This window comes from Microbacterium sp. GXS0129 (assembly GCF_044769785.1).
GTDB lineage: Bacteria > Actinomycetota > Actinomycetes > Actinomycetales > Microbacteriaceae > Microbacterium > Microbacterium nymphoidis.
Window position 1 is genome coordinate 20604 of the sequence record NZ_JBIZVZ010000003.1, and the last position, 25227, is coordinate 45830.

General features: G+C 69.9%; 27 protein-coding genes. 9 read left to right on the plus strand and 18 right to left on the minus strand.

Translation table 11 applies throughout. The features are described from left to right. The first annotated feature begins 102 nt into the window (after positions 1–102). From ACIQJ5_RS10250 to ACIQJ5_RS10260, 3 genes are all read left to right on the plus strand, one after another. Positions 103–2160 carry a BCCT family transporter gene (locus ACIQJ5_RS10250; protein WP_402843491.1) on the plus strand — a complete coding sequence of 686 codons (2058 nt, stop codon included), beginning with the start codon at positions 103–105 and terminating at the stop codon, positions 2158–2160. A gap of 25 nt (positions 2161–2185) precedes the next feature. Continuing rightward, entirely contained in the window at positions 2186–2947 is a 762-nt protein-coding gene (locus ACIQJ5_RS10255; protein ID WP_402843494.1) for a polysaccharide deacetylase family protein, read from the plus strand. Between the two features lie 89 nt (positions 2948–3036). Then, the gene (locus tag ACIQJ5_RS10260) at positions 3037–3978 is read left to right on the plus strand and encodes an NADP-dependent oxidoreductase (protein ID WP_231092295.1); all 942 of its coding nucleotides are present in this window, start codon (positions 3037–3039) and stop codon (positions 3976–3978) included. Positions 3979–4059: 81 nt separating this feature from the next. Here ACIQJ5_RS10260 and ACIQJ5_RS10265 read toward each other — a convergent pair whose 3' ends face one another. Beyond that, the gene (locus ACIQJ5_RS10265; protein WP_402843497.1) at positions 4060–4887 is read right to left on the minus strand and encodes a sulfurtransferase; all 828 of its coding nucleotides are present in this window, start codon (positions 4885–4887) and stop codon (positions 4060–4062) included. A gap of 72 nt (positions 4888–4959) precedes the next feature. Here ACIQJ5_RS10265 and ACIQJ5_RS10270 point away from each other — a divergent pair, with 72 nt between their 5' ends. Genes ACIQJ5_RS10270 through ACIQJ5_RS10290 form a run of 5 tightly spaced genes read left to right on the plus strand, consistent with a single transcriptional unit; the run spans position 4960 to position 9249 of the window. Beyond that, positions 4960–5949: a Gfo/Idh/MocA family protein gene (locus ACIQJ5_RS10270; protein ID WP_402843500.1), complete on the plus strand. Its 990-nt coding sequence runs from the start codon at positions 4960–4962 to the stop codon at positions 5947–5949. A 12-nt stretch (positions 5950–5961) separates the two neighbouring features. After that, a complete protein-coding gene (locus ACIQJ5_RS10275; protein WP_231092292.1) occupies positions 5962–6840 on the plus strand; it encodes an NYN domain-containing protein in 879 nt (292 codons plus the stop codon). Next, positions 6841–7722 carry a phosphotransferase gene (locus ACIQJ5_RS10280; protein ID WP_402843504.1) on the plus strand — a complete coding sequence of 294 codons (882 nt, stop codon included), beginning with the start codon at positions 6841–6843 and terminating at the stop codon, positions 7720–7722. It begins immediately after the preceding gene. A 32-nt stretch (positions 7723–7754) separates the two neighbouring features. Next, positions 7755–8129 carry a hypothetical protein gene (locus ACIQJ5_RS10285; RefSeq protein ID WP_231092290.1) on the plus strand — a complete coding sequence of 125 codons (375 nt, stop codon included), beginning with the start codon at positions 7755–7757 and terminating at the stop codon, positions 8127–8129. Between the two features lie 10 nt (positions 8130–8139). Beyond that, positions 8140–9249: a PLP-dependent cysteine synthase family protein gene (locus ACIQJ5_RS10290; protein WP_231092289.1), complete on the plus strand. Its 1110-nt coding sequence runs from the start codon at positions 8140–8142 to the stop codon at positions 9247–9249. A gap of 84 nt (positions 9250–9333) precedes the next feature. On the opposite strand, the gene ACIQJ5_RS10295 is transcribed toward ACIQJ5_RS10290, so the two are convergent. From ACIQJ5_RS10295 to ACIQJ5_RS10340, 10 genes are all read right to left on the minus strand, one after another. Continuing rightward, positions 9334–10056: a DUF1684 domain-containing protein gene (locus ACIQJ5_RS10295; RefSeq protein WP_402843508.1), complete on the minus strand. Its 723-nt coding sequence runs from the start codon at positions 10054–10056 to the stop codon at positions 9334–9336. A 133-nt stretch (positions 10057–10189) separates the two neighbouring features. Beyond that, entirely contained in the window at positions 10190–12715 is a 2526-nt protein-coding gene (locus tag ACIQJ5_RS10300) for an ATP-dependent Clp protease ATP-binding subunit (protein WP_402843511.1), read from the minus strand. A 57-nt stretch (positions 12716–12772) separates the two neighbouring features. Continuing rightward, positions 12773–13573 (minus strand): DeoR/GlpR family DNA-binding transcription regulator, encoded by an 801-nt coding sequence (locus ACIQJ5_RS10305; RefSeq protein ID WP_231092286.1) that lies wholly within the window; start codon positions 13571–13573, stop codon positions 12773–12775. Continuing rightward, on the minus strand, positions 13570–14412 hold the full coding sequence (locus ACIQJ5_RS10310; protein ID WP_231092285.1) for a class II fructose-bisphosphate aldolase: 843 nt from the start codon (positions 14410–14412) through the stop codon (positions 13570–13572). The genes ACIQJ5_RS10305 and ACIQJ5_RS10310 overlap by 4 nt, the downstream gene beginning before the upstream one ends. Further along, complete coding sequence (locus tag ACIQJ5_RS10315; protein ID WP_402843515.1) at positions 14409–15371, minus strand: 1-phosphofructokinase family hexose kinase; 963 nt, start codon at positions 15369–15371, stop codon at positions 14409–14411. The genes ACIQJ5_RS10310 and ACIQJ5_RS10315 overlap by 4 nt, the downstream gene beginning before the upstream one ends. After that, positions 15368–16291, minus strand: a complete 924-nt coding sequence (locus ACIQJ5_RS10320) for an ROK family protein (protein WP_231092283.1) — start codon at positions 16289–16291, stop codon at positions 15368–15370. The genes ACIQJ5_RS10315 and ACIQJ5_RS10320 overlap by 4 nt, the downstream gene beginning before the upstream one ends. Beyond that, positions 16288–17184, minus strand: coding sequence for an SIS domain-containing protein (locus ACIQJ5_RS10325; RefSeq protein ID WP_231092282.1), 897 nt, complete (start codon positions 17182–17184; stop codon positions 16288–16290). Before ACIQJ5_RS10325 ends, ACIQJ5_RS10320 begins: the two co-directional genes overlap by 4 nt. A gap of 91 nt (positions 17185–17275) precedes the next feature. After that, positions 17276–17737 (minus strand): DUF3817 domain-containing protein, encoded by a 462-nt coding sequence (locus ACIQJ5_RS10330; RefSeq protein ID WP_231092281.1) that lies wholly within the window; start codon positions 17735–17737, stop codon positions 17276–17278. A gap of 91 nt (positions 17738–17828) precedes the next feature. After that, positions 17829–18269 carry a MarR family winged helix-turn-helix transcriptional regulator gene (locus tag ACIQJ5_RS10335; RefSeq protein WP_231092280.1) on the minus strand — a complete coding sequence of 147 codons (441 nt, stop codon included), beginning with the start codon at positions 18267–18269 and terminating at the stop codon, positions 17829–17831. Then, on the minus strand, positions 18266–19183 hold the full coding sequence (locus ACIQJ5_RS10340; RefSeq protein ID WP_231092279.1) for an aldo/keto reductase family oxidoreductase: 918 nt from the start codon (positions 19181–19183) through the stop codon (positions 18266–18268). The genes ACIQJ5_RS10335 and ACIQJ5_RS10340 overlap by 4 nt, the downstream gene beginning before the upstream one ends. 84 nt (positions 19184–19267) lie before the next feature. Here ACIQJ5_RS10340 and ACIQJ5_RS10345 point away from each other — a divergent pair, with 84 nt between their 5' ends. Then, on the plus strand, positions 19268–20002 hold the full coding sequence (locus ACIQJ5_RS10345; RefSeq protein ID WP_231092278.1) for an EI24 domain-containing protein: 735 nt from the start codon (positions 19268–19270) through the stop codon (positions 20000–20002). Positions 20003–20047: 45 nt separating this feature from the next. On the opposite strand, the gene ACIQJ5_RS10350 is transcribed toward ACIQJ5_RS10345, so the two are convergent. The 7 genes from ACIQJ5_RS10350 to ACIQJ5_RS10380 form a co-directional block, all read right to left on the minus strand. Further along, positions 20048–20629 (minus strand): signal peptidase I, encoded by a 582-nt coding sequence (locus tag ACIQJ5_RS10350; RefSeq protein WP_231092277.1) that lies wholly within the window; start codon positions 20627–20629, stop codon positions 20048–20050. Beyond that, the gene (locus ACIQJ5_RS10355; RefSeq protein ID WP_231092276.1) at positions 20626–21375 is read right to left on the minus strand and encodes a hypothetical protein; all 750 of its coding nucleotides are present in this window, start codon (positions 21373–21375) and stop codon (positions 20626–20628) included. Before ACIQJ5_RS10355 ends, ACIQJ5_RS10350 begins: the two co-directional genes overlap by 4 nt. After that, a complete protein-coding gene (locus ACIQJ5_RS10360; protein ID WP_231092275.1) occupies positions 21372–22835 on the minus strand; it encodes a hypothetical protein in 1464 nt (487 codons plus the stop codon). Before ACIQJ5_RS10360 ends, ACIQJ5_RS10355 begins: the two co-directional genes overlap by 4 nt. Positions 22836–22839: 4 nt before the next feature. Next, positions 22840–23466 (minus strand): hypothetical protein, encoded by a 627-nt coding sequence (locus ACIQJ5_RS10365; RefSeq protein ID WP_231092274.1) that lies wholly within the window; start codon positions 23464–23466, stop codon positions 22840–22842. Between the two features lie 49 nt (positions 23467–23515). After that, on the minus strand, positions 23516–24115 hold the full coding sequence (locus ACIQJ5_RS10370) for an alternate-type signal peptide domain-containing protein (RefSeq protein WP_231092273.1): 600 nt from the start codon (positions 24113–24115) through the stop codon (positions 23516–23518). A gap of 218 nt (positions 24116–24333) precedes the next feature. Next, the gene (locus tag ACIQJ5_RS10375; protein WP_402843523.1) at positions 24334–24684 is read right to left on the minus strand and encodes a hypothetical protein; all 351 of its coding nucleotides are present in this window, start codon (positions 24682–24684) and stop codon (positions 24334–24336) included. Between the two features lie 32 nt (positions 24685–24716). Beyond that, entirely contained in the window at positions 24717–25190 is a 474-nt protein-coding gene (locus ACIQJ5_RS10380) for a MarR family winged helix-turn-helix transcriptional regulator (RefSeq protein WP_402843526.1), read from the minus strand. Between the last annotated feature and the right edge of the window lie 37 nt (positions 25191–25227).

Below are 25227 nucleotides of genomic sequence, written 5' to 3' on the forward strand. Positions count from 1 at the left end.
GGCGCGCGTCGTGCGCTCGCGCGAATAGCATCCTTCGCTGATCAGTACCTTCAGAGGGTCGGCGTACCCTGGATTGCGGCCGTCAGCCGCGAAGGGGGACGTATGAGCGCCGACCAGCAGTCCAGCACGCCGCAATCCGGCGACCCCGCACGGCGCGCCGCCACCGGCGACGAACCGCATTCCACCGCGGTGCTTCCGACGCAGCCGGTGCGGCGCCGCGACGCGCGTGATGCCGCCAAGCGGATCTTCCGTGAGGTCAACACTCCCTATGGCGTCCACCCCGCTCTGATCCCCGGCATCGGCGTCGACGACACCGGACGCAAGTTCAGCACCAACTGGTGGGTGTTCGTGATCACCGCGGCCTTCACCGTCGGCTTCATCACCTGGGGACTGCTGGACACCGAGGGCATGGGCCGCTTCGCCACCTCCGCGCTCGGTGCGGTATCGACGAACTTCGGCTGGCTGTTCTCTCTGCTGACCCTGGTGGTCTTCGTCTTCATGCTGGTCGTCTCCCTCAGCGCACGCGGCCGGATTCCGCTCGGTGCGGACGGGGAGAAGCCCGAGTTCTCGGGCATCTCCTGGATCACCATGCTCTTCGCGGCCGGCATGGGAATCGGTCTGCTCTTCTATGGCCCGTACGAGCCGCTGGTCTACTTCCTCGACCCGCCCACCGGCTTCCACATCGATGCCGGCACGCGGGAGGCCATGCTCAGCGCGATGGCGCAGACCATGTTCCACTGGGGTCCGTTCGCGTGGAGCTACTACGCGCTCGTCGGGGGCGCGATCGCCTACGTCGCGTATCGCCGCGCCCGCTCCCCGCTCATCTCCTCGATCTTCGACCCCATCTTCAGTGAGCGCACGAAGGGCCCCATCGGCGCCGTCATCGACATGCTCGCGATCATCGTCACGCTGTTCGGCACGGCCGTCTCCCTCGGTATCGGGGCGCTGCAGATCGCGCGGGGCATCGAGATCGTCGGTGGCATCGGCCCGGTCGGCAACGGCGTGATCGTCGGCATCATCGCCGTGCTCACCTGCGGATTCATCATCTCCGCGGTGTCCGGTGTGAAGCGCGGCATCCGCATCCTCTCCAACATCAACATGCTGATGGTGACGGTACTGGCCGTCTTCGTGTTCGTCGTGGGCCCCGCCCTGTTCCTGCTGAACTTCATCCCCACCGCCGGCGTCGCCTTCCTCAGCGACCTCGGCACCATGCTGCAGCGCTCGAGTGCCGAGGGTGCGGACACCGCCGAGTTCATGAAGACGTGGACCACCTACTACTGGGCGTGGTGGGTGTCCTGGACGCCCTTCGTGGGGATGTTCATCGCCAAGATCTCCCGCGGGCGCACCATCCGCCAGTTCACCCTGGTGGTCATGATCGTGCCGTCGCTGGTGTGCCTGATCTGGTTCGGCGTCTTCGGCGGCACCGCCATGCGGATGCAGGAGTCGGGTCAGAACGTGGCCGGTGCCGGAGACGCGCAGGACATCCTGTTCAACGTGCTCGGCCAGCTGCCGTTCTCCACGGTCACCGCCGTGGTGGCCATGATCGCCGTGGTGATCTTCTTCGTCACCAGCGCGGACTCCGCCTCCATCGTGATGGGACAGATGAGTCAGCGCGGAAACCCGACTCCGGCCCGCTGGGTGACGATCACCTGGGGCATCGCGCTCGCGGCCATCGCCACCACGCTGCTGCTCGCGGGCGGCAAGGACGCGCTAACGGCGCTGCAGTCGCTGGTGACGGTGTCGGCCCTGCCCTTCGCGATCATCGTGATCGGCATCATGTTCGCGTGGTGGAAGGAGCTGTCCACCGATCCGCTGATCCTGCGCGCCCGCTTCGCGAAGGTCGCCATCGCACAGGGTGTGCGGCGCGGCATCGAGGAGCACGGCGACGACTTCGTGTTTGAATCCTCGCCCACCGCGCCCGACGAGGGCGCCGGCGCCTGGCTGGACAGCACCGCGCGGGAGCTGACCGAGTGGTACGAAGAGGCCAAGACCGGTGCCATCGACGTGATCCTCCAGCAGGTGGACGATGCGGCCGCTGCCGAAGGCACGGCGGCGGCGGCTCTCGCGGAGGCCGCGGCCGATGACGCGGCAGCCGTGGAGGCCGAGGGCGCACGGCGCTCCGACGACGACCCCCGTCATCCACAGCACCCCGACGCCTGATCTCTCATTCGCCTACGCTGTGCGGATGCCCTCCGCACGTTCCGCCCGTTCTCCGCGCGCCCGGGTCCTGGGACTCATCCGGCGTCACGGCGGCTCGCTCCTCGGATCGATCACGGCGACCACCTCGCCGTCGGTCGTGCTCACCTTCGACGACGGTCCCGACCCCCACCAGACCCCGCGGGTGCTCGATCTCCTCGCCGAGCACGACGCCACCGCCACGTTCTTCGTGTTGCTCACGCGGGTGCGCCAGTACCCGGACCTGGTGCGGTCCGTGCTCACGGCGGGTCACGAGATCGCCCTGCACGGTGCGGACCACCGTGCCCTGACCACCTTCTCCGCGGCCGATGCCGCGTCCCGGCTGGCCCGGGCACGCATCGAACTCGAAGACGTGACCGGCACCGCGGTGCGCTGGTATCGCCCGCCGTACGGCGCCCAGTCCCCCACCAGCTGGCGGGCGGCGCGGCGGAGCGGTCTGGTCCCCGTGCTCTGGTCAGGGACACTGCACGATTCCGCGGCGGTCGATGTCGCGCGTCGCACTGCGGCGGCCGACCGTGCCGCCGCAGCGGGTCGCATCGTGCTGGCCCATGACGGCATCGCCGACGAGCGCGACGGCGTGACGGATCCGCCGCCCCCGGTCAGCGATCGCGCCGCGCTGACCCGCGACTTCCTGCGACGCTGCGACGAGCGCGGCATCCGGGTGCGGTCCCTCCACGATGCCTTGGCCGCGGGGGCCGCCCCCGTCCGGACGCTGGAGCTCACCACCCTCCGCTCCCGGTCCGTCCGCTGACGCCGTCCTCGCCGGGGTGTTTCGCCGGGTGACGATCACCGGTACGCGGTCGGCCCCAGCGCGCGGGCGGCGTGCCTAGGCTGAGGAACATGACTCAGGCGATCCAGTACGAACAGCTCGGCGGCCCCGAAGTCCTCACCCTGCGCGAGGTCGATCTCCCCGAGACGGGCCCGGACCAGATCCGCATCCGTGTCGAGGCCGCGGGGGTCAATCCCGTGGACGGAAAACTGCGCTCGGGGCTTCGTCCCTCCCCGCCGTTCACCGGGCCGCGCGGCACGGGACACGACGGGGCGGGCATCGTGACCGAGGTGGGTGCCGACGTCGACGGTTTCCGTGTGGGCGATGCAGTTGCGTTCGGCAACGCCCAGGGCGCTTATGCCACGGACGTGGTCGTCGCCGCCATTGATGCCGCGCCCCGCCCCGCCACGGTCTCCGCGTCGGCCGGGGCCGCACTCGGTATCCCGGCAGGAACGGCTTATCAGACCATCCGGTCACTCGCGGTCAGCGCGAACGACACCGTACTCGTGCACGGAGGCTCCGGATCGGTCGGTCAGTTCCTGATCCAGTACGCACGTCTGCTCGGTGCGACGGTGATCGCCACCTCCAGCGAGCGCCGCGCCGGCGTGGTTCGCACGCTCGGCGCCACCCAGGTGGACTATGGGCCCGGGCTCATCGAGCGCGTACGCGCGATCGCTCCGGACGGTGTGAGCGTCGCCATCGACGCGGCCGGCACCGACGAGGCGAACGAGGCGTCGATCGCTCTCGTGCACGATCGCTCGCGCGCGGCCACCCTGGTGCGCGGCGCGGACGCCGCCGGCTGGGGCATCCGGTCGTTCCGCGGCGGCGGCCCCGCTCCGCTGACGGCGCAGGAGGAGGCGTGGCGTCGTGAGGCGCTGCCCCTGACCCTCTCCCTCCTCGCAGCCGGAGCGTTCCAGGTGGAACTCGGTGAGAGCTTCCCGCTCGCGGAGGCCGGCCGGGCTCAGGCCACAGTGGATGCGGGTACCGACGGCAAGGTCGTCGTCATTGCCTGATCGCCCGCGCTGGCAGAGGGAAAACGCACCCCCGGCACCGGCCGGAGGTGCGTTTTCCCTCTACCGCCCAGGGCGAGCGGTTCAGGCGTCGCCCGTGGCGACGGGAAGACCGGGGGTGTTGGACCAGGCGCTCCAGGAACCCAGGAACACCGCGACGGAGCGCCCCGCCACCTCGGCGGCGAGCGCGGCCTGCGCCGCCGTGATGCCGGACCCGCAATAGGTGGCCACCTTCACGTCAGCGGTGGCGCCGACGGAATCGAAGGCTGCGGCGATCTCGGCGGGCGAGCGGAAGGTGCCGTCTTCGCGGAAGTAGGTCGCGGAGGGCAGATTGACAGCCCCCGGGATGTGCCCCGCGATGGGATCCATCGGTTCCACGTCGCCGCGGAAGCGTTCGGCGGCGCGCACGTCCACGAGCACCCCGTCCACCGGCCACGAGGCGGCTGTGCCGATGTCGATGCCGGCGGGGAGGGTGCCCAGCGTGATGGTACCCGGCGCCGGCACGACATCGTCGGTGGCCAGCTCGCCGCCCGCCGCGATCCACGCGGGCAGACCGCCGTCAAGCACGCGGATGTCGACCCCGGCGCCGCGCAGGGTCCACCAGGTGCGCCCGGAGGCCAGCGTGGATCCGCCGTCGTAGACCACCACGCGGTCGCCGTCGTTCAGGCCCCACCGACGTGCCGCGTTCTGCAGCGTCTCCTGCGAGGGCTGCGGGTGACGACCGTCCGCCGGATCCCCGTGGGAGGAGAGTTCCTCCTCGAGGGGCACGTAGACGGCTCCGGGGATGTGCCCGGCGCGGTAGTCGTCACGGCCGTCGGGCTTGAGCAGCTGGTAGCGCACGTCGAGAAGTCGCGGCGGCCGGCCGCTGGAGAGTTCGGTGATGAGTTCTGCGGCGGAGACCAATGCGGACATGGCTCCATCCTGCACCACGGTCACCAGGCGGCCACCGCCCCGCAAGCATCTGCGCCCGCTAGGCTCGGCTTCATGACTGCTTTGCGATGGGGCATCCTGGCCACGGGCGGTATCGCTCATTCGTTCGTGTCGGATCTGCGAGTGGCCGGACGTGACGTGGTCGCCGTCGCGTCCCGCACACAGGACCGCGCCGACGCGTTCGCCGCCGAGTTCGGCATCCCCCGCGCACACGGCTCGTGGGCCGATCTGGCCGCAGACCCGGACGTCGACATCGTCTACATCGCCACCCCGCATCCGCAGCACATCGAACCCGCTCTGCTGATGATCGACGCGGGCAAGCACGTCCTCATCGAGAAGGCCTTCACGGTCAACGCCGCGGAGGCGGCGCAGATCGGCGATGCCGCTGCCGCGAAGGGGGTGCTGGCGATGGAGGCGATGTGGACCCGCTATCTGCCGCACATGATCCGCATCCGCGAGATCCTCGCCGCGGGGACCCTCGGCGAGGTGCGCAGTCTCACCGCCGATCACACGCAGGCGATCACCGCGGATCCCGCCCACCGGCTGAACGCACTGGAGCTCGGCGGCGGAGCGCTGCTGGACCTCGGCATCTACCCGATCTCGTTCACCTGGGATGTGTTCGGTCGCCCCGAGCGGATTCTCGCCGCGGCACGGATGATGGACACGGGCGCCGACGAGGAACTCGCGACGATCTTCACTTATCCGGGCGGGCAGATCGCGACCACCTTCAGCTCATCGCGCACGAAGGGACGAAACATCGCGACCATCCTCGGCACCGAGGCCCGCATCGAGATCGCCGGCGTCTGGTACGCGAGAACGTCCTTCCAGGTGATCGCGAACGACGGCACGGTGCTGGAGCGTTACGAATCCGACTACGACGGCACCGGTCTGTACTTCGAGGCGCTCGCCGCCGAACGCCTCGTGGCCGCCGGTGAGTTCGGCGGCGACATCCTCACCATCGACGAGACGGTAGCCATCATGGCGTGCCTGGACGAGATCCGTTCGCAGATCGGCCTGGTCTACCCGGGCGAGAGCGCCGACTGAGAGACTGAGCAGATGGCTGACGCTTCCGGCCGCGTTGCGGTGTACCTCGACTTCGACAACATCGTCATGAGCTGGTACGACAGCGTCCACGGACGCAACTCGTACGGACGCGATCGACAGCGCATCATCCAGGATCCGAGCGATCCGGAGATCGTCGCCCGCCTCACGGAAGCCCGGGTCGACATCGGCGCGGTGATCGACTTCGCCGCGAGCTTCGGCACCCTGGTGCTGACGCGCGCCTACGCCGACTGGTCCTCCCCGGTGAACGCGGAGTACCGCGACCAGCTCGTGGCTCGCGCCGTCGACCTCGTGCAGCTGTTTCCCGCCGCGGCGTATGCGAAGAACGGCGCCGACATCCGGCTCGCGGTCGACACGGTCGAGGACATGTTCCGTCTCCCCGACCTCACCCACGTGGTGATCGTGGCCGGTGACTCGGACTACGTCCCCCTCGCCCAGCGCTGTAAGCGGCTCGGACGATACGTGGTGGGTATCGGCGTCGCCGGCTCCACCGCGAAGTCACTGGCCGCCGCCTGCGACGATTTCGCCACATACGACTCGCTTCCCGGCGTGCTCCCCGACGAGCCCGCCGCTCCCGCGGAACAGGCGGCGAAGCGCCCCACACGACGCACCAAGAAGGACGATCCGGAGGTGCTCGCCACGCAGCTGCTGGAGCGCGCGCTGCGCACCGGTCACGAGAAGGACGATGCCGACTGGCTGCACTCGTCGGCGGTCAAGCAGCACATGAAGCGCATGGATCCCTCCTTCAACGAGAAGGCGCTCGGGTACTCGTCGTTCTCCGACTTCGTGAAGGCACGCGGTACCGTCGCCGAGCTGGAGGAGACCGGTCACGAGCGGCTGGTGCGTCTGAAGCCCCGCTCGGGTCAGGGCTGAGTGGCCGGCTCTCCCGAAGCGGAGTACGGTCTCGACGCGGCACAGCTGCGTGAGGTGCTGCGCTTCGCGGGTCTGCGGTACGCCGATGATCCACTCACGCTGATCGCCTCCGGGTGGGACAACGACATCTGGCGCCTGGGTGAGCATCGCGCGGTGCGCATTCCCCGGCGGGCACTCGCCGACCAGCTCCTGCGCAATGAACAGCGGGTGCTTCCCGCAATCGCCGAACGGCTTGCACCGAGCGGTGTCGTGGTGCCCGCGCCGATCCACGCCGGCGTCCCGTCCGAGCGATTCCCCCATCCCTGGTCGGTGGTGCCCTGGGTGAGCGGAGTCGCGGCGTGGCACACCCCGCGACCGGCGCGCGCAGCCTGGGCCTCGGCTCTCGCCGATGCGCTTCGTCTGCTGCACGTTGCCTCCCGTCCCGACGCGCCCACGAATCCGTATCGCGGCATCCCGCTCAGCGAGCGCGCTGAAGCGGATGCGGCACGCTTCGCCGCAATCGATGCGCCCGCTGCCGCGCGGGCGGCATGGGAGCGTGCGGTGGCGGTTCCGCCGTATGCCGGACCCGCGGTGTGGATCCACGGCGACCTTCATCCGGGAAACCTCGTCGTCTCCGGATCGCGGCTGGCGGCGATCGTCGATTTCGGGGATGTGACGGGCGGCGACCCGGCGTACGATCTCGCCGCAGCCTGGCTGCTGTTCGATGCCCGGGGTCGGCGGCTCTTCCAGGATCGCTTGGCGGCGCCCGACGACATGCTCTGGGTGCGGGCTCGCGGGTGGGCGGCCGCGGTGGGCGCGATCCTGCTGGCGCAGAGCGATGATCGAGCCGACTATGCGGCGCTGGGTGCGGAGATCCTGGCCGAAGTCGCCGCCGGAGACTGAGAGCGGCACGGCCCCGCCCCTAGACTGGGCGCATGGGCTGGTTCGGACGCAAGAAGGATCTGGAAACCCCCGAAGAGATGCTGGCGCGATTCCACGCCGAATCTCCCGCCCCGTCGTCGGCTGCGAAAGCGCCCGTCGCCGCGGCGACCGGAGGGATGCTGACGGTGGAGGACGTGTTCCAGATCACCGGACGCGGAACGGTGGCCACCGGCCGCGTCCAGTTCGCGCGGCTGTCCGCCGGAGACCGGATCACCATCCAGCACGCGGCGGGCGGGTCCGAGCCCGCGACCGTGAAGGCTCTGGAGACGCGCGGTCGCCGTTCGACCACAGCCGAGCCCGGCACCCTGGTGGGCGTGCTCTTCGTGGAGCGCGTCTCGGTGGCCGCCGGCGATGCCATCACCTTCTGAACGGAGTGTCATGACCGTTGCCCGTATCCTCGCCGACGACACCACGCTCGACGTGGATCGCAGCGACGCCGACTACGAGGCCTGGCTCACCGAGGCCATCCGCGCCGTCGACGCCGACGCCGTGCGCAGCGCCGACACGCATCTGCTGAAGTTCCCGCTGCCGATCAGCTGGGGCATCGACCTCTATCTCAAGGACGAGTCCACCCACCCCACGGGCAGCCTCAAGCACCGGCTGGCGCGCTCGCTGTTCCTCTATGGCCTGGTCAACGGATGGATCCGGCCCGGTCTTCCGGTGATCGAGGCGTCCAGCGGATCCACCGCCGTGTCGGAAGCGTACTTCGCGCGGCTGATCGGTGTCCCCTTCATCGCCGTGGTCCCGCGAACGACGAGTGCGGAGAAGACGCGGCTGATCGAGTTCGCCGGCGGACGCATCCACTACGTCGACGAGCCGGGAGCGGTGTACGCGGAATCCGCGCGGCTCGCCGCCGAGACCGGGGGTCACTTCATGGACCAGTTCACGTACGCGGAGCGGGCCACGGACTGGCGCGGCAACAACAACGTCGCCGACTCGATCTTCCGGCAGATGAAGGCCGAGCGGCATCCGGTGCCGGCGTGGGTGGTGACCACGGCGGGCACGGGCGGCACGTCCGCCACCATCGGCCGCTACGTGCGCTACACCCGCCGCGGTACGCGCGTCTGCGTGGCCGACCCGGAGAACTCGTGCTTCTTCGAGGGCTGGCGCACCGATGATCCCGCGGTGCACTGCCCCACGCCGTCACGCATCGAGGGAATCGGCCGCGGTCGCATGGAGCCCAGCTTCCAGCCCGGCGTGATCGACCGGATGATGAAGGTGCCCGATGCGGCATCGATCGCCGCCATCCACGAATTGCAGCAGCGCACCGGATGGCAGGCCGGCGGTTCCACCGGCACCGGTCTATGGGCGGCGCTGCGCATCGTCGCGCAGATGCGCGCTGCGGGTGAGCGTGGAAGTGTGCTCACCCTGCTGTGCGACGGCGGCGAACGCTATGCCGACCGCTACTACTCCCCCGAGTGGCTTGAATCCCAGGGCATCGACCCGGAACCGTACCGAACGATGATCCGCGAGCTGCTGGACTGCTGAGCGGACCCCCGACCCGTTCATAGCGCGCGATTGGCTCCAATTCGCCCACTTTTCGAGCGTTTTGCGCGCAATGAAACGGGTTGTTCAGGCGTAGAGGTCGAAGCCGGGAGCGAATCGCACGTGCTTCTCCCCGGCGCGGATCGGGAACGGCAGACGGTTCGACAGCGGCGGCAGCGGGCAGTTGAACCACATCGAGAAGCCGCACGGCGGGATCACCGACCGGTTGAAGTCGACCTCGACGGGCACGCTCTCGCCCGGGCGGAGGTCACGCCACTGCGGGGGCAGGTCCACCCACAGGAAACGACCCGTGCCGTAGGTCTCGGCGCCGTTGGTCGTGTCCGCGAAGACCAGCTGCACGGAGTCGTCATCGTCCGCGTCGAACGCGGCCAGCCGGTACTCCGTGCCCTCGTGGCTGAAGACCACGTCGCCGGCGGCACCGTGCTGGCGCAGCCGCCCGCCGTCCGCGATGTGCTCGAAGGGCACCAGGCGCTCCTCGGCGACCAGCTCGAAGCGGCCGCTCAGCACCCACGACTCGTCGAAGTCGTACGCGTCGATGTCCTCGAAGGCCGCACGCGTGGGTGCCGCGTCGTCCCAGATCCGATAGCCGCGCTGCACGCCGCCGTGATCGAGGTCCTCGCGCTCCAGGGTGGTGAGCCGCGTGGTCTCCGAACCGGCGCGCTCCGGGATGCCGGTCTCCCCCGGCGCCAGCCAGGTGGTCTCGACGAGCGCCAGCGGACCGGTGGGGCCGGTGGCATAGGCGCGGCGCTGCCGGCGGAACTGGGCGTACTCGTCGCTCTGAATGCTCACCCGTCCAGTCTTCCACCTCTCGGGTGCGCCGGACCCGGCGAGCGTAACGCAACGTGCGCGACGCACGAAGTCCCGGAGGGGGCGCCGGAGACGACGAAGGACCGGACACACGTCCGGTCCTTCGTCGTCGCGGTCAGGCGAGAACTTCCTGTGGGGCGCGCACGCTCAGTGCGTCATCGACGACGTCCACCACGACGGTGTCGCCGGCGCCAACTGCGCCCCCGACCAGAAGGTCGGCGATCCGGTCGTCCACTTCGCGCTGGATCACGCGGCGCAGCGGCCGAGCGCCGTACTCCGCCTGGTGCCCGTTACGCGCAATCCACGCGGTCGCCGCTTCGGTGACCGCCAGTTCGATGCCCTGGCTCTCCAGGCGCTGACGGGTCTCGCGCATCAGCAGCCCGACGATCTGCTGCAACTGCTCGGCGGCGAGCTTGCGGAACAGCACGATCTCATCGATGCGGTTGAGGAACTCCGGACGCATCTGCTCCCGGAGCCGGCCCATGATGCGCTCGCGCAACTCGTTCTGCGATCCGAAACCGGTCTCGCCGCCGCCGTCCGCGAGGAAGCCGATGGCGCCGCCGCGACTGGCCAGCAGTTCGCCGCCGATGTTGCTGGTCATCACGACCACCGTGTTGCGGAAGTCGACGGTGCGCCCCTGCCCGTCGGTGAGACGACCGTCATCGAGCACCTGCAGCAGCAGATTGAAGATGTCGGGGTGCGCCTTCTCGATCTCGTCGAAGAGCACGATCGAGTACGGATTGCGCCGCACCCGCTCCGTGAGCTGGCCCGCATCGTCGAAGCCGACGTACCCCGGAGGGGCCCCGATCAGCCGCGACACCGTGTGACGCTCGCCGAACTCGCTCATGTCGAAGCGGATGACCGCATCCTCGTCGTCGAACAGGCTCTGCGCCAGCGCCTTGGCCAGCTCGGTCTTGCCCACCCCCGTGGGGCCGAGGAACAGGAACGAGCCGACGGGACGGCGCGGATCGCTCATCCCGGTGCGATTGCGCCGCACCGCTCGGGCGACCGCGGACACCGCGTCGTCCTGACCCACCACGCGGCGGTGCAGTTCGGATTCGAGTTCGGCCATGCGCTCTCGCTCGGTCTCGGTGAGCCGCGACGCCGGGATGCCCGTGGCCCGTGAGATCACCGCGGCGATCTCGGCTTCGCCGATCACCGGCAGGACGCCGGCCCGCGACGCCGCCGCCAGCTGCGCCTCGACCTCCGCGATGCCGTCCCGCAATGCACTCGCCTCCTCGTAGCGTTCGGCGGCCACGGCGGCGTTCTTCTGCGCCTCCAGCTCGCCGAGCCGCGTACGCAGGGCCGTGGTGTCCACAACGGCGCCGGAACGCAACCGCACGCGCGCGCCGGCCTGATCGATCAGGTCGATCGCCTTGTCGGGCAGGACGCGATCGGTCAGATAGCGGTCGCTGAGCTCGACGGCAGCGCGCAGCGCGTCGTCGGTGTAGGTGACGTGGTGGTGGTCCTGGTAGGCGTCGCGCAGCCCGTGCAGGATGGCGACGGCGTCCTCGATGCTGGGTTCGCCGACGCGCACCGGCTGGAACCGGCGCTCCAGCGCAGGATCCTTCTCGATGGTGCGGTATTCGGCGAGCGTGGTGGCACCCACCAGGTGCAGCTCACCGCGAGCGAGCCGGGGCTTGAGGATGTTTCCCGCGTCCATCGCGCCGTCGCCGCCCGCGCCTGCTCCGACCACGGTGTGGATCTCATCGATGAACACGATGACCTCGTCGTTGCGCGTCGCGATCTCCTCGAGCGTCTTCGTCAGCCGCTCCTCGAAGTCCCCGCGGTAGCGGGTTCCCGCGAGCATCGCGGGCAGATCCAGCATGATCACCGAACGCCCGCGGAGCTGGGCGGGGACCGTGTCGGCGACGATCGCCTGCGCGAGTCCTTCCACCACGGCGGTCTTGCCCACACCCGCCTCACCCACCAGTACGGGGTTGTTCTTGGTACGGCGGCTGAGGATCTCGATGGTCTGCTCGATCTCGTCCTCACGGCCGATCACCACGTCCAGGGCACCCGCGCGGGCGCGCTCGGTGAGGTCCGTGCCGTAGGTCTCCAGCATGCTCTGCGGCGCCGAAGCGCCCTCCGAGCCGCCCGGGGTCTCTGTCGGTGCCGCCACGGATTCGCGGACGCCGTGCACGAGGGCATCGGCGGTCACGCCGTGTTCAGCCAGCACGGCGCCCGAGGGCGTGTCCTGTGCGAGCACCAGGGCGAAGAAGAGATGCTCGGGATCGATGTACGTGGAGCCCGAGGAGCGCGCCACCTGCAGCGCGTGGAACAGCGTGCGGCGCACCGATGGCGTGATCACGGCCCCGTCGGCGCTGATCGGCTCTGCCGCGGACGGCAGACGAGACTCCACGGCTCGCGCCAGTGCGGCCGCGTCCGCCCCGATCCGGCGCAACGCGTCGTGGGCGGGGGCCGTGTCCAGCAGGACGCGAAGGATGTGCAGCGCGTCGAGTTCGCTCTGCCCGCGGCCCAGCGCATACCGGCCCGCGGTCTGCAAGAGCTCCTGGGTACCCGCGCTCAGGAAGCGCGCGAGGTCGATCGATCGCGCGGCACGGGCGCGCTCGCCCTCCAGGTAGCGGGCGAGGAAGTCGTCGAACGAGTTGCCGCCGTCGGCGGCGCGGTCATCAGGCACGATACCTCCAGGTTGAAACTTGAGTTGCCTTCACTCAAGTTTCAACGCGATGGAGGCTCAGCTATTCCCAGCCTCGGCCACGATGACCTGATAACCCGCTGTGCGCAGCGCTTCCAGCTGTTCCGGGCTCACGGCGTCGTCCGTGATCACGGTGTCGAACAGTTCCGCTCCCCCGATCGCCGCGAAGGATCGGGTCCCGATCTTCGAGGAGTCCACCACCAGCACCGCACGCTCGGCGCGCTGGGCCATGAGGCGGTTGACCGCCGCCTCTCGTTCGTCACTGGCCGAGGCTCCCACGGCAGCGTCGAGGCCGTTGGCGCCGATGAAGGCGATGTCGAGGTTCATCGCCCCGAGCACCGAGTCGGCGTAGCTGCCGACGACCTCATAGGAGCGCGCGTGCAGCACTCCGCCGGTGATGACGGTCTTGATCTGATCCCGCGCGGCCAGGTGCATCGCGATGTTGATCGCATTGGTGACCACGGTCAAGCCGGGCTCGGGCGACGGGTCCTGCAGATCCGCACGAGACATCAGCGCGTCGGCGATCGCGGTGGTGGTCGTTCCGCCGCAGAGGCCGATCACGGCACCTCGCGGCGTGATCTCGGAGGCCCGCCCGGCGATGGCGGCCTTGCTGTCGACGTGTCGCTGATTCTTGTATCGCAGCGGGAGGTCGTAGGCCACGGAGTGCGCAACCGCACCACCGCGCGTGCGGTTGAGCAGTTGCTGCTCGGCCAGCGCGTCCAGATCGCGCCGCGCGGTGGCGGGCGATACCGCCAGGCGCTCGACGATGTCCTCCACCTCGATGCGCCCGGCCTCACCGAGCAGATCGAGGATCGCGGAAAGGCGCTGATCGCGATTCACGACGACTGCCCCCGGAACAGGCGCAGCAGCCGCTCCGCCTCCGCCGACAGCGCCGCTCGTCCTGCGGCCATGTACTTGCGGGAGTCCACGACCGCGGGATTCTCGGCGAGGTACGAACGCACCGCGCCCGTGAAGGACGCGTTGAGGTGAGTGGAGACGTTGACCTTCACCAGTCCGGCGTGGATGCCCGCGACGATGACCTCGTCGGCCACCCCAGACGATCCGTGCAGCACCAGGGGGACCGGGACCGCCGTCGCCAGCCGTGCGATGAGCTCGAGGTCCAGCGTCGCCGTACGCTCCGTCATCGCATGGGAGGAGCCGACCGCAACGGCCAGGGAGTCCACGCCGGTCTCGGCGACGAACTCGGCGGCCTCGGCGGGATCGGTGCGTACCCCGGGAGCGTGTGCGCCATCCTTGCCTCCGATCTCGCCCAGCTCGGCCTCGACGGACACCCCCGCCGCATGTGCGGCCGCCACGACGCGGCGGGTGGTGGCCACGTTGTCGGCGAACGGCAGCTTCGCGCCGTCATACATCACCGAGGTGAAGCCGAGATCGATGGCCGCCAGCGCCAGCTCGTCGCTCTCCGCGTGATCCAGGTGCACGGCCACGGGAACGGTGGCCGCAGCCGCGAGGGCGAGGCTCGCGCGGGCGATCGGCGCCAGCGACCCATGGAAGGTGACGCAGTTCTCCGAGATCTGGAGGATCACCGGCAGTCCGCTGCGCTCCGCGGCGGACACCAGTGCCTCCGCTGTCTCCAGATGCAGCACGTTGAACGCACCGACGGCGACGCTGTCCGCCGCTGCGGCGGCGAGCAGGTCCGAGGTTCGAGCGAGGGTCATGAGGCTCCTTCGGGTGGTGACGCTTCGGACACCGGGGTGATGATGACATCGGCCGTGCGGCGGGCGATGTCGGGATCCAGGTCACCGGCCTGCGGGGCGGCGACGGCCGCAGCACCCCAGGCCGCCGCGCGGCGGGCGAGCACCTCCAACGCGTCGTACAGGGCGAGGGCGGGGTCATCGGCGAGCGACACGGAGATCGCCGCCGACACGGCATCTCCCGCTCCCGTGGCGTTTCCGCGGACGACATCGGGGAAACGGGCGCGCAGGGCGCGGCCGTCACGGTGCACGAGCAGCATGCCTTCCTCCGCCTGCGAGACCAGCACCAGGGTGGAGCCGCGACGAAGCAGTGCCTGCGCTGCGCTCATGACGTCCGCGATGCCGGTGGCCTCTACGAGTTCGTGGTGGTTGGGCTTGAGCACGGCGGCCCCCGCATCGGCGGCATCGATGAGGGCGGTGCCGCTGGTGTCGACGAGCACGGGGATGCCGCGTGCGCGAAGCTCGGCGATGGCGGAGACCAGGACGGTCGGGTCCGCTCCCCGCGGCTGGCTGCCGCTGATGGCCACCGCGCGGGCCTGCGCCGCCGCGGTGAGCACCGCGTCCCACAGCTCGGCGGTCTCCGCGGCCGTCGGGGCAGTCCCGAACTCGTTGAGCACCGTCGCGGATGCGGCGGATTCATCCACGAGGGCAAGGCTGCGCCGTGTCTCGGCGACCACGGGGATCAGTCTGTGCACCAGCCCGGATGCCTCCAACTCCGCGCGCAGCTCGGCACCGACTCGGCCACCGGCCGTGGTCAGCGCCATCACGCGCTCCCCCTGCTGGTGGAGCACCCGGGCGACATTGAGTCCCTTGCCCCCGGCGCGCGACACCCCGGCTTCCACCCGGTGGGATTGCCCCGGCTCCAGCCGGTCGACGTGCCAGGTCATGTCCAGCGCGGGATTGGGTGTCACCGTGAGGATCACGACAGCACCTCACGGGCGCGAAGGGCGGATCCGAGCAGCCCGGCGTCCTCGCCCACCGCGGCGGGAATGAGCCGCGGGCGACGGTGGAACGACAGCAGCGCGTCGACCCGTTCGGCGAGCGGGCCGAACAACAGAGGGCCGGCCTGCGCCAGACCGCCGCCGATGACGATGGCCTCCGGCGCCAGGACTCCGGCCAGTCGCGCGATCTGCTGGGCGAGGGCGTCGATCGCCTCGTTCCAGACGCCATCCGCCACCCGATCGCCCATGCGCGCGGCCGCGAGCACGTCGCGGGCGCCCGGCAGGCGGGTGCCGCTGCGCTCGGCATAACGACGTACGATCGCGCCTGCCGAGGCCACCGTCTCCAGGCAGCCGACCGCGCCGCAGGGGCACGGGTCCCCGTGCGGATCCGCGAGCGTGTGCCCGAGCTCTCCCGCGTACCCACCCGAGACGAGAATGCGTCCGTCGGTGACGATGGTGCCGGCGATGCCCGTGCCGATGGGAACGATCACCACATCACGAAGCCCGCGGGCCGCGCCGATTTCCAGCTCGGCGCGGGCGGCGGCGCGGACATCGTGTCCGAATCCGACGGGCAGATCGATCGCATCCTGCAGCAGCGCGGCGATCGGCGCGTCGCGCCAGCCGAGGTTGGCGGAGAAGACGCCGACGCCGGCAGCTTCGTCCACGAGCCCAGGCACCACGACGCCGACCCCGGCGACATCGGCCCCGGGATGCCGCTCACGCAGCTCGCGCACCAGTCGTGCCACATCCGCGACGACGGCCCCGGCCGCATCCGCGCCACGAGCCGTCGCCGTGCGGCGAAGATCACGCACTGTGCCGGTCTCATCGATCAGAGCCGACTTGGTGTCGGTGCCGCCGACATCGAAGGCGAGGACGGCGGCACCGGGGCCGAGAGAGGTCATGCGTCGAGGATCACGGCACGCGTCAGGTTGCGCGGCTTGTCCGCGTCCAGCCCCCGACGACGCGAACGCTCCAGCGCCACCCGGTGCAGGCGCACGAGGTCGGCCATCGCGTCGATGTCGCGGTGCTCGAAGCGCGCCCCGGTGCGCGCGACATCGGCGGCGATACCCTCCGGCACCTCGCCGAAGGCCCAGGTCACCCGTCCCGGGGCGGCGATCGCGATCGGCCCGTGGCGGTACTCCATGGCGTAGTACGCCTCGGTCCACGACTGCGAGGACTCGCGCATCTTGAGCGCCGCCTCATTGGCCAGGCCGTAGCTCCAGTGCGTGCCGAGGAAGCTGAACTGCTCGGCGTTCACCAGGTCGTCCTCGAGGTCCTCCGCGAGCACCGCGCGCGCATCCGCGATCGCCGCCGTGAGGTCCTCCCCGAGCGAAGCGCGAAACAGCGCGAGGGCAGTGGTGGCGAACCGCGTCTGCACCACGGAGCGCTCGTCGGCGAAGTCGAGCACGACGACCTCGTCCACCAGCTCGACGAAAGGCGAGGTCGGGTCTCCCGTGACGCCGATCAGCGGAACCCTCCCCCGCAGCTCTCGCGCGATGGCGAGGATCTCCGAGGTGGTGCCGGAGCGCGTGAGCAGCACGATGGCGTCGTAGCCGCGGGCCAGCGGAGCCTCCGTGGCGGTGAAGGCATCGGTCTCGCCGTGCCCGCCGCGCTCACGCAGGTCCGCGTAAGCCTGGGCGATGAACCACGACGTGCCGCAGCCGACGACGGCCACGCGCTGCCCGTTCGCGGGGAGCTTGCGCTGCTCCTCGGTCATCGCGCTGGCGCGCGCCCAGGTGTCCGGCTGACTGGTCAGCTCTTCCTCCATGAATGCGCCCGGTGTCGCCTCGGTCATCATCGCTCCCATCGTGAATGCGTCCACTCATGATTGCAGATGATTGATATGGTGCGCAATCAATCACTTCCGATCGCGCATCGGGAAGAGGTCACCGCCCACCCGGAGGGCCCACGAGCAGCAGCACCACGTAGAGGGCAACGATGGCGCCCACGATGACCACGGCGAGCAGCCAGGCCCGATTCAGGAAGAAGCGCATGCAGCGGTCGTACCAGGCGGCGTCGCGGGGATCATCCGTCGCCTCCCGTCGCCACTGCCCCTCCAGACGCCCGGAGCGCTGGAGCCAGATCTCCACCGGGATGGTGGCGTAGGGGATGACGGCGCTCGCGATGGCGAGCACGGCGGGACCCACGCCCCAGCGCTGGTTGAACGCCACCAGGATGGCCGTCGCGCCGTACGACAGGAAGACCAGACCGTGGATGCCACCCGCGATGGTGACCACGATCGGATCGGCTCCCGTCGCCCGGGCGATCAGGGCGCCGATCAGGAGCGTCCAGGTGATCGCCTCGGCGATCGCCAGGACGCGGAACAGAGAACGGGGGGTGCGGAACATCTCCACCTGCTTCGTCACATCCCTTCAGCCCACCTGAAGGTAGTTTCAGTCTAGCTGAAGGAAGCCCGCCAAGCTGTGGACCGACTGCGAGTCAGCGCGCCAGGTGAGGCTCGTCGTCAGCCGTGATCAGCGCCGCCGCCAGAGCGGGCGCCGACTGGTGCAGCCGGGCGTCGAGGGCAGCGACGCGTTCCCCCGCCTCGCGCAGCGCGGCCTCGCCCGCCGGTGTGGAGCGGAGGTTGGAGGCCGCTCCCGCGTGGGCGGTGGCGTCCTGCACCAGCTTGTCCGCCACCAGGGCCTTCACGGCGGTGTGCGCGGACTGCACGGTGATCTGACTGCGCCGGGCCAGCTCGCTGAACGAGATCCCCGGCGCACCGTGGATGTGAGCGAGCAGCGCGTACTTGCGGGTGGTCAGGCGGAGATCGGACAGCGCCGCCCCCAGCTCCGCATCCCACACCGACGAGAGCGTCAGCAGCGCCACCACCGGACTCACCTGTTCCGGGCGCCGCTGCCGCCGATCGGGTTCGGTGCTCATGGCACCACGTGCCCCGCCGCGGTGAACAGCTCGTACCACTCCGCGCGCGTGAACGGGATCTCCGATCCGAGGGCGGCGTCGGCGATCCGCTGGGGACTGGTGGTTCCCATCACCACCTGGATGTTGGCGGGGTGGCGGGTGATCCAGCCGGTGGCGATGGCGATGGGAGGCACGTCGTACTTCGCCGCGAGGCGATCGATGACCGCGTTCAGCTCGGGGTACGCGGTCGAGCCCAGGAACACGCCGTTCGGTCCCTGCATCGGAGACCAGGCCTGGATCGTGATGTTCTCGTCGCGGCAGTAGTCGAGCACTCCCCCGCCGTCGCGGTCCACGGCCTGGTCGCCGGACGTGTTCATCGCGATGCCCTGCGCGATGATCGATGCGTGCGGTAGCGAGAGCTGGAGCTGGTTGGCGACGATCGGACGGCGGATCCACCGCGAGAGGTATTCGATCTGACGCGGCGTGTGGTTGGAGACGCCGAACGCACGCACCTTGCCGGCGTCGTAAAGGTCATCGAACGCGCGAGCCACCTCGTTGGGCTCCATCAGCGCGTCCGGGCGGTGCAGCAGCAGGATGTCGATGTAGTCGGTGCGCAGCGCCTGCAAGGAGCCCTCGACCGAGGCAACGAGATGCTCGTAGGAGAAGTCGTAGCCCGCACCGGGAACGATTCCGGCCTTCGTCTGCAGCGTGATCTGTTCGCGCTCCGAGGAGGTGAGAGCCATCGCCTCGGCGAAACGACGCTCGCTGGCGTGGAGCGAACCGCCATAGATGTCGGCGTGATCGAAGAAGTCGATCCCGGCATCGCGTGCGGTGCCCACCAGCTCGCGAACCGCGTCGTCCGGCATCTCGGCGATGCGCATCATTCCTGCGACGATGTTCGGCCCGGCGCCCGCGCCCACGGTGATCCTCTTCATTGCCATCCTCTCCGTGGTCAACGCTACCGCCCTCATCCGCCCGTAGCCGGTACGCCGCGACGCCGCGCCCCGTAGGGTGTGGGCATGCAGCGTTTCATCCAGGGTGCCCTCGACCTGTTCCGCGCCGCGATCTGGTGGCGCCGTGAGCCGAAGGTGATGGCACTGGCGCTGGTGCCCGCCGTGATCGCGGGAGCCATCCTGCTGGGTGCGTGGATCGCTGTGGCGCTGACGGTTCCGGCGTTCATCGACGACTGGACGCCGTTCCTCGACTCCTGGCCCGCGATCTGGTCGAGCATCGTCCGCGTCGCCGCGACCCTGGCTGTCCTGGTGGGAACGGCTCTGCTGGCCAGCGTGGTGTTCGTCGCGCTCACGCTCGCGCTCGGGGATCCCTTCTACGAGCGCGTGTGGCGGGCTGTGGAGATCAGCGGCGGCGGCGAGGCGCCCGATCGTCCCTACGGCATCGGGCGCAGCATCGCCGACGGGGTCGTGCTGGTGCTGAAGGGGGTCCTCGCTTCCCTGGTCGCGGCCGCAGTGGGGCTGATCCCCGTGGTGGGCGCCGTGCTCGGCCCCGTCGTCGGCGTCCTCCTCACCGGCCGGGTTCTCGCCGATGAGCTCACCTCACGCGCGCTCACGCATCGCGGGCTCGATCGGAGCCAGCGCCGCGAGGTGCGCCGGCGCGACCGCGCACGGGTGTGGGGTTTCGGTGCCGCCACCCAGCTGCTGATGCTGATCCCGCTCGCGCCGATCCTCGTGCTGCCCACGGCCGTCGCCGGCGCCACGGTCCTGTCTCGTCGCCTGGTCGGCGAGGCCGTTTCATAGCGCGCGAAACGACCGAATTGCCGGGAGTGAGGGACAAATCGCGCGCTACGAACGACGTTTGTCCCGCAGGTGGGACACCACGAGCAGGGCGGCGTAGCCGAAGAGGAGGAACGCCGCCAGCGGGATCGCCCACGCCTTCCACGGCCCGGTAAGCCAGACGCTGATCCACCCCAGATACGGCACCGCGTACCAGAGCGTGCCGCGGATCTGCACCTCCTGCACGGGGGCGTCGTCGGGCACGGGGTTGGCATCACCCTGGGTGATGAACACCAGCTGGCCGTCCGCGAGCGCCGTGCGCTGGATCACCCGATGGGTGATCACCTCGGGCTCGTTGCTGCGCAACTGATACGTCACGATGTCGCCGGGGTGGATCTCTTCGGCCGGCGTCGGACGGACGACGATCAGGGTGCCGGGCGGCAGGTTCGGCTCCATCGACGAGGTGAGCACCGTGAGGGCCGTGGATCCGGTCACCGCGGGGACGACGATGGCGGCTGCCGCGATCGCCAGGATCATGACCAGCACGACCGCCATCACCGCGCTGCCGAGGGAGGACAGCAGCCCTCGCTCGGCGCTCTCGGTGCGCCGCGCTCGGCGTTCGCGGCGAGAGCTCGGCACGGTATCCGTCATCGCGTCCTCCGGCTACGGTGCATGGCTGCGCCGGCCACCGTCGCGGCGAGCGCGGCCACGGCAACCAGCACCAACGACGTGACACCGGTCGCCGGGAGCGTGCCGGGCCCCGCCGGGGATGTCGACGGCACGCCGGTCGGCGCGGTGCGGGAGGGCGTTGCCGTCGGCGCGGTGCGACACGGGCCCGGTCCGCTTTCGGGCATGGCGGAGTCAGTGAGAGTCAGACGCACTTCGAAGCCCACGCTCCCGTCCTGCCCGCCCGGCAGCGAGGGGCCCCCGAGCGCAGCGGACACGGTGAGCTCGGCGTCGATGCGGGCGGTCTCTCCCGGCTGGAGCAGGGTCGAGTCGTCGATCACCATGCACCCGCCGTCCGCATCGGCGAGGGTGACCGAGCCGACCGGTACGCCGTCCACGCTCACTGCGATGCTGATCGCCCGGGAGAGCGCGAGGTCATCGGCCGTCACGTCGGTGAGCTGGACGCCCAGACGACCCTCCGTCGGGGCAGCGCTTCGCGCCCAGAGCCTCTCGGCGAGGCGGTCCCCGGGAACGACGCGGTCGATGGCGTCGAACAGCGGCTCGTCGCCGTCCACCGTGAAAGTGACGCCGTCATGGGAGATCTCCAGCGGCCCGGCATCGGATGACGGGGACGCGCGCGCGACCGCCGGTGCGATGACCAGCATCGCCGCGACCGCCATCGCCGACATCGCCGCAGCCGGCACCAGCCGGCGTCCGCGATGCGGCCTCATCGCCTCACCTGATCCACCGTCGGATCCGAGCAGACGAGGGTGATGAGGTTCGTACAGGTGAGTTTCGTGACGAACTGCATGATGATGTCGCTGTCCGAGCCGGCATCGGTGACCCGGATGTAGTTGGCCTGACCCGCCGTGAGCAGCATCACGCACGACACCGAGCTGCTGCCGGGCTGTACGACTGCTTGGCCGAGTCCGAGCAGAACGCAGGAGTTCCAGCTGGTGGGGTTCGCGGAGTTCGCGATCTGCACCTTGTAGCCCGGCGCCGTCGATGTCGCCCGGACCGCACCGACGTCGAGGATCGCCGAGATGTTCAGACCGAGCAGCCCGAGTCCGGCGCTCGGTGCGATCGCCTCGGGTGTGGTCAGCACGACGACTGCCGGATCAGTGCAGTCGACCAGCCGCCCCGCCCCCGACACCATGCCCAGACACTTGCCGTTGAGCATCGAGACCAGCTGGTACTGCTGCGCTTGTCGCTCCTGCACGAACCAGCGCTGGTTCTGAGCGCTGCCGCCGGCGCCGAGCACGGCGTTCGCGGCGGCCGGGCTCACGCTCCCGTCCGCGGCGGCGGCCAGACGGGCGGTGGTGGCCGTTCCGGGACGCATCGTGAGCACCGTGTTGTTGGCGATGGCCCCCGTCAGCTGCCAGATCGAGCGCGTGTAGGGCTTCGTCTGACCTGCGGCGCGGCAGGGGCCGAGGTTGACCGCAGCTCCGACGCCCCCGTCATTGGCCATCTGGAGACAGGTGGCCGGATCGCTCGCCAGCCGGAGCATCATCCACCCGAGCTGGCTGTTGTCGGGGGTGATCGTCGCCGTGAGGGGATAGACGGCCGCCGTCTTCAGAGTCAGCGTGTCGGTTGCGGGCGCGGTGGTCCATCCCGCGGCGGCGAGCGTTGCAGACAGATTCGCCGACACGGTCTGGGTACCGCTCGTATTCGCCAGCGCCGCGCGGTCGGCGAACGATCGCACGCAGAAGATCGCGGAAGCGCCCGCTCCGAGCGAGCCCGTGGTGAAGGAGCCGCCCGATGCCCACGTCGTCCCGATCGTCGAGATCGGGGAGCCGACGGCGGCCTGGGGCGTGCAATCGGCCGACTGGCTGACGGGCCAGACCGTCCTGTTCAGCACGGTGCCGAGCGCGCCGGTTCCCGCCGTGAGGCTGACGGTGACCGCTCCGGCGGCGGCGCCGGTGTTGGTCACGGTGAACACACCCGTGCTGGCGAGGCCCGGGCCCTCGAAGTCTGCCGCGAGCGGATTGATCGAGCTGTTCAGGTAGGTGGCCGAGAGCGCCCCGAACCCCTGCTGGGTGATCGCGACGCGCGTCGTCGTGACGGTGCCGGTCACCGGGACCGCGGTCGTCCATGAGGCGATCGACGTGCTCGCGACGCCGGTGAAGAGCACCGTGAGCAACGCCACACCGAAGGCGATCCAGGTGCGAGAGCGGCGATGCGAAGCGGTCATGGATTCACCCCGCCTGCTGCTGTGCGGTGATGGTCAGCTGGAAGGCGATTGCCTGACCGCTGCGATCGGGCGGGGTCGCCGGGCGGAGCCCGACCTCGAGGCAGGCCACGGTGCGCTCTCCCGGTGCGAGGGATCCCAGCCCGCCGCTGAATCCGGAGAGCGGGGCGGTCGGCACGACTCCCCCCGCCACGCACGTGGAGCCGAAGGGCACCGTCGTGAGGCGCACCACAGCGTCGGCCGAGATCGGATCGGCACTCGTGATCGCTGCCGAGGCGGTCAGGGCGGCCGGCGCGTCCCCGGTGTTCATGACGGTCACGGAACGCAGTTGCCAGACGTTCGGTGCGAGCTGGAGGGCCGCCAGTGCGGCGCTCTGTGCGCCGTCCACGGTGAGGCTCAGCGATCCCGCCTTCACCACGCTCGCCGGTGCGGTGATCTGCGCGGTGAGGAAGGAATACGTGCCGCCGACACCGGCGAGTCCGAGCACGACACCCGCGCCGACGAATGCGGTGAGCACACCGGCGGAGCGCCTGCGGGCGCGGCGAGCAGCGACCGCGCGTCGAGCGCGCTCGCTGCGTCGCGACACGCCCCGGGCGGGGACGGCCGTGGTGTTGGTGTGCTCAGCGGTCGTCATCTGCGCTGCCCGGGTGCCGCCGCATTGCGTCGGCGGCACCCGCGTCCGATCAGGAGGCTGCGACCTGGTTGACGAGGACGGCGAACTGCGACAGGTTCACTGCGCCGGTCTTGTTCGCGTTGTCGGAACCCGATGTGCCGAACGGCCAGGTGATGGTGGCGGTCACGGTGACCGGGTAGGTCTTCTCGGCCGCGCCGACGTTCGTGATCGTGAACGAGTTGTTCGTCACTGTCACGCCGGGGGCGGTGCTGGAGACTGCATAGGTCACCGCACCGGAGAGGGTCGCCGCGAGCGCGGTATCAGCGGCCGATGCCGTCGCACCGGTGATCGAGCCGGGGGTGAGGCCCACCGTGAAGCTGAGGTTGTCGCCTCGGGCACGCACGGTCGCGGTGGACGTATAGATGAGGATGTCGCCGGGGACGGCCCGGAACGTGCTGATGTCCGCAATGGCCACCGCGGTCGCGGCCGCGTTCTTCTTGACCTGCCAGGTGCCGGTGGGGGCCGTTTCGACGAAGGCGAGGTCACCGGCGGTGATGGTGGCCCCGCCCGCGTTGACCGATGCGTTCCAGGAGGCGAGCGTTCCGCCGGCGCCCAGCAGCAGCGCCGTGCCGGCGGCGGCCGCGATAGCGGCCTTGGTGAGTTTCTTCATGATTCCTCGGGTTCTCGGAGTAGGGGAGTTTCCGCGCACCCCTCACCCAGAACCTCTCGGATCTTCCCCTCCGGGTGGGTCGCCCAAAGGTTTCGCGCGGGGAGCTTCCGGTAATTGTGCACGAGTTCGTGCGACATGTCTCCCGCTTCCCCCATCGAATCCCCTGCATTGTGCAACGCGCACAATGCAGGGGACGATCACCGCCCGAAAACTGTTGATCAGAGCTGAGACAGGGCATCCACGGCGCGCTTGGCCTCAGCGAGACCGAGGCCCGGATGCGCATCACGCAACGCCTTGATCGCCTGGATCTTCTCCCCCCGCCGCACCAGTTCGACGACGTCAGCCGGCACTTCGAATGTGCTATCGCTCGTCGCAGCCCCGACGGAGGGTGCCGAATGGACCGCCGGGGGTGCGCTACTCACTCCCGGGTTGAGCACAGCGCCACTCGGAAGCGTCCGGCTCGCACTGTCGTCGCGGCGCCGGGACGCCCGGGCCGCAGTCGTCAGCGCGAGCAGCGAGATGGCGAGTGCGGCGAGCGATACGAGCAGGGTGACCGTCTGCATGTCCATGACACGAGGGTAGCCAGTGCCGGCGGCGCGAGTCAGCCGCGCCGGATCTCCTCCACGGCGCGGCGGTTCACATCGGCCGCGGCCTGCAACAACGCGGCGGCGAACTCCACCTGCTCCACGCTCAGCGTGTCAAGGTACTCCCCCCAGAGCTCCGACACTCGCGCGTATACCGGACCGAGGTCGGCCATCAGCGCGTCGGCATCAGCCGCAACGATGACCCGGCGTCGATCCGACTCATCCCGCGAGCGGGTCACATACCCCGCCCGCTCAAGCCGGTCGATCATCGCCGTCACCGCACCGCCGGATGTCAGCCCGGTGCGCGCCGCCAGCTCACCGGGCGTCGCGGGTCCCTCGCCGAGAAGGAGGCCGACCGCCTGCACATCGGTGCCGTTGAGTCCGACAGAACGCGCCACGGCATCCTGGAACACCACCGATCGCGCCTGGAAGTCACGCATGGCTTCCGCCTGACGCACAATCGCGTCGGCACGACGGGCATCGTCATTCATCGTCTGCTATTCTCTCTAAATCCGAGAGACTCTGCGA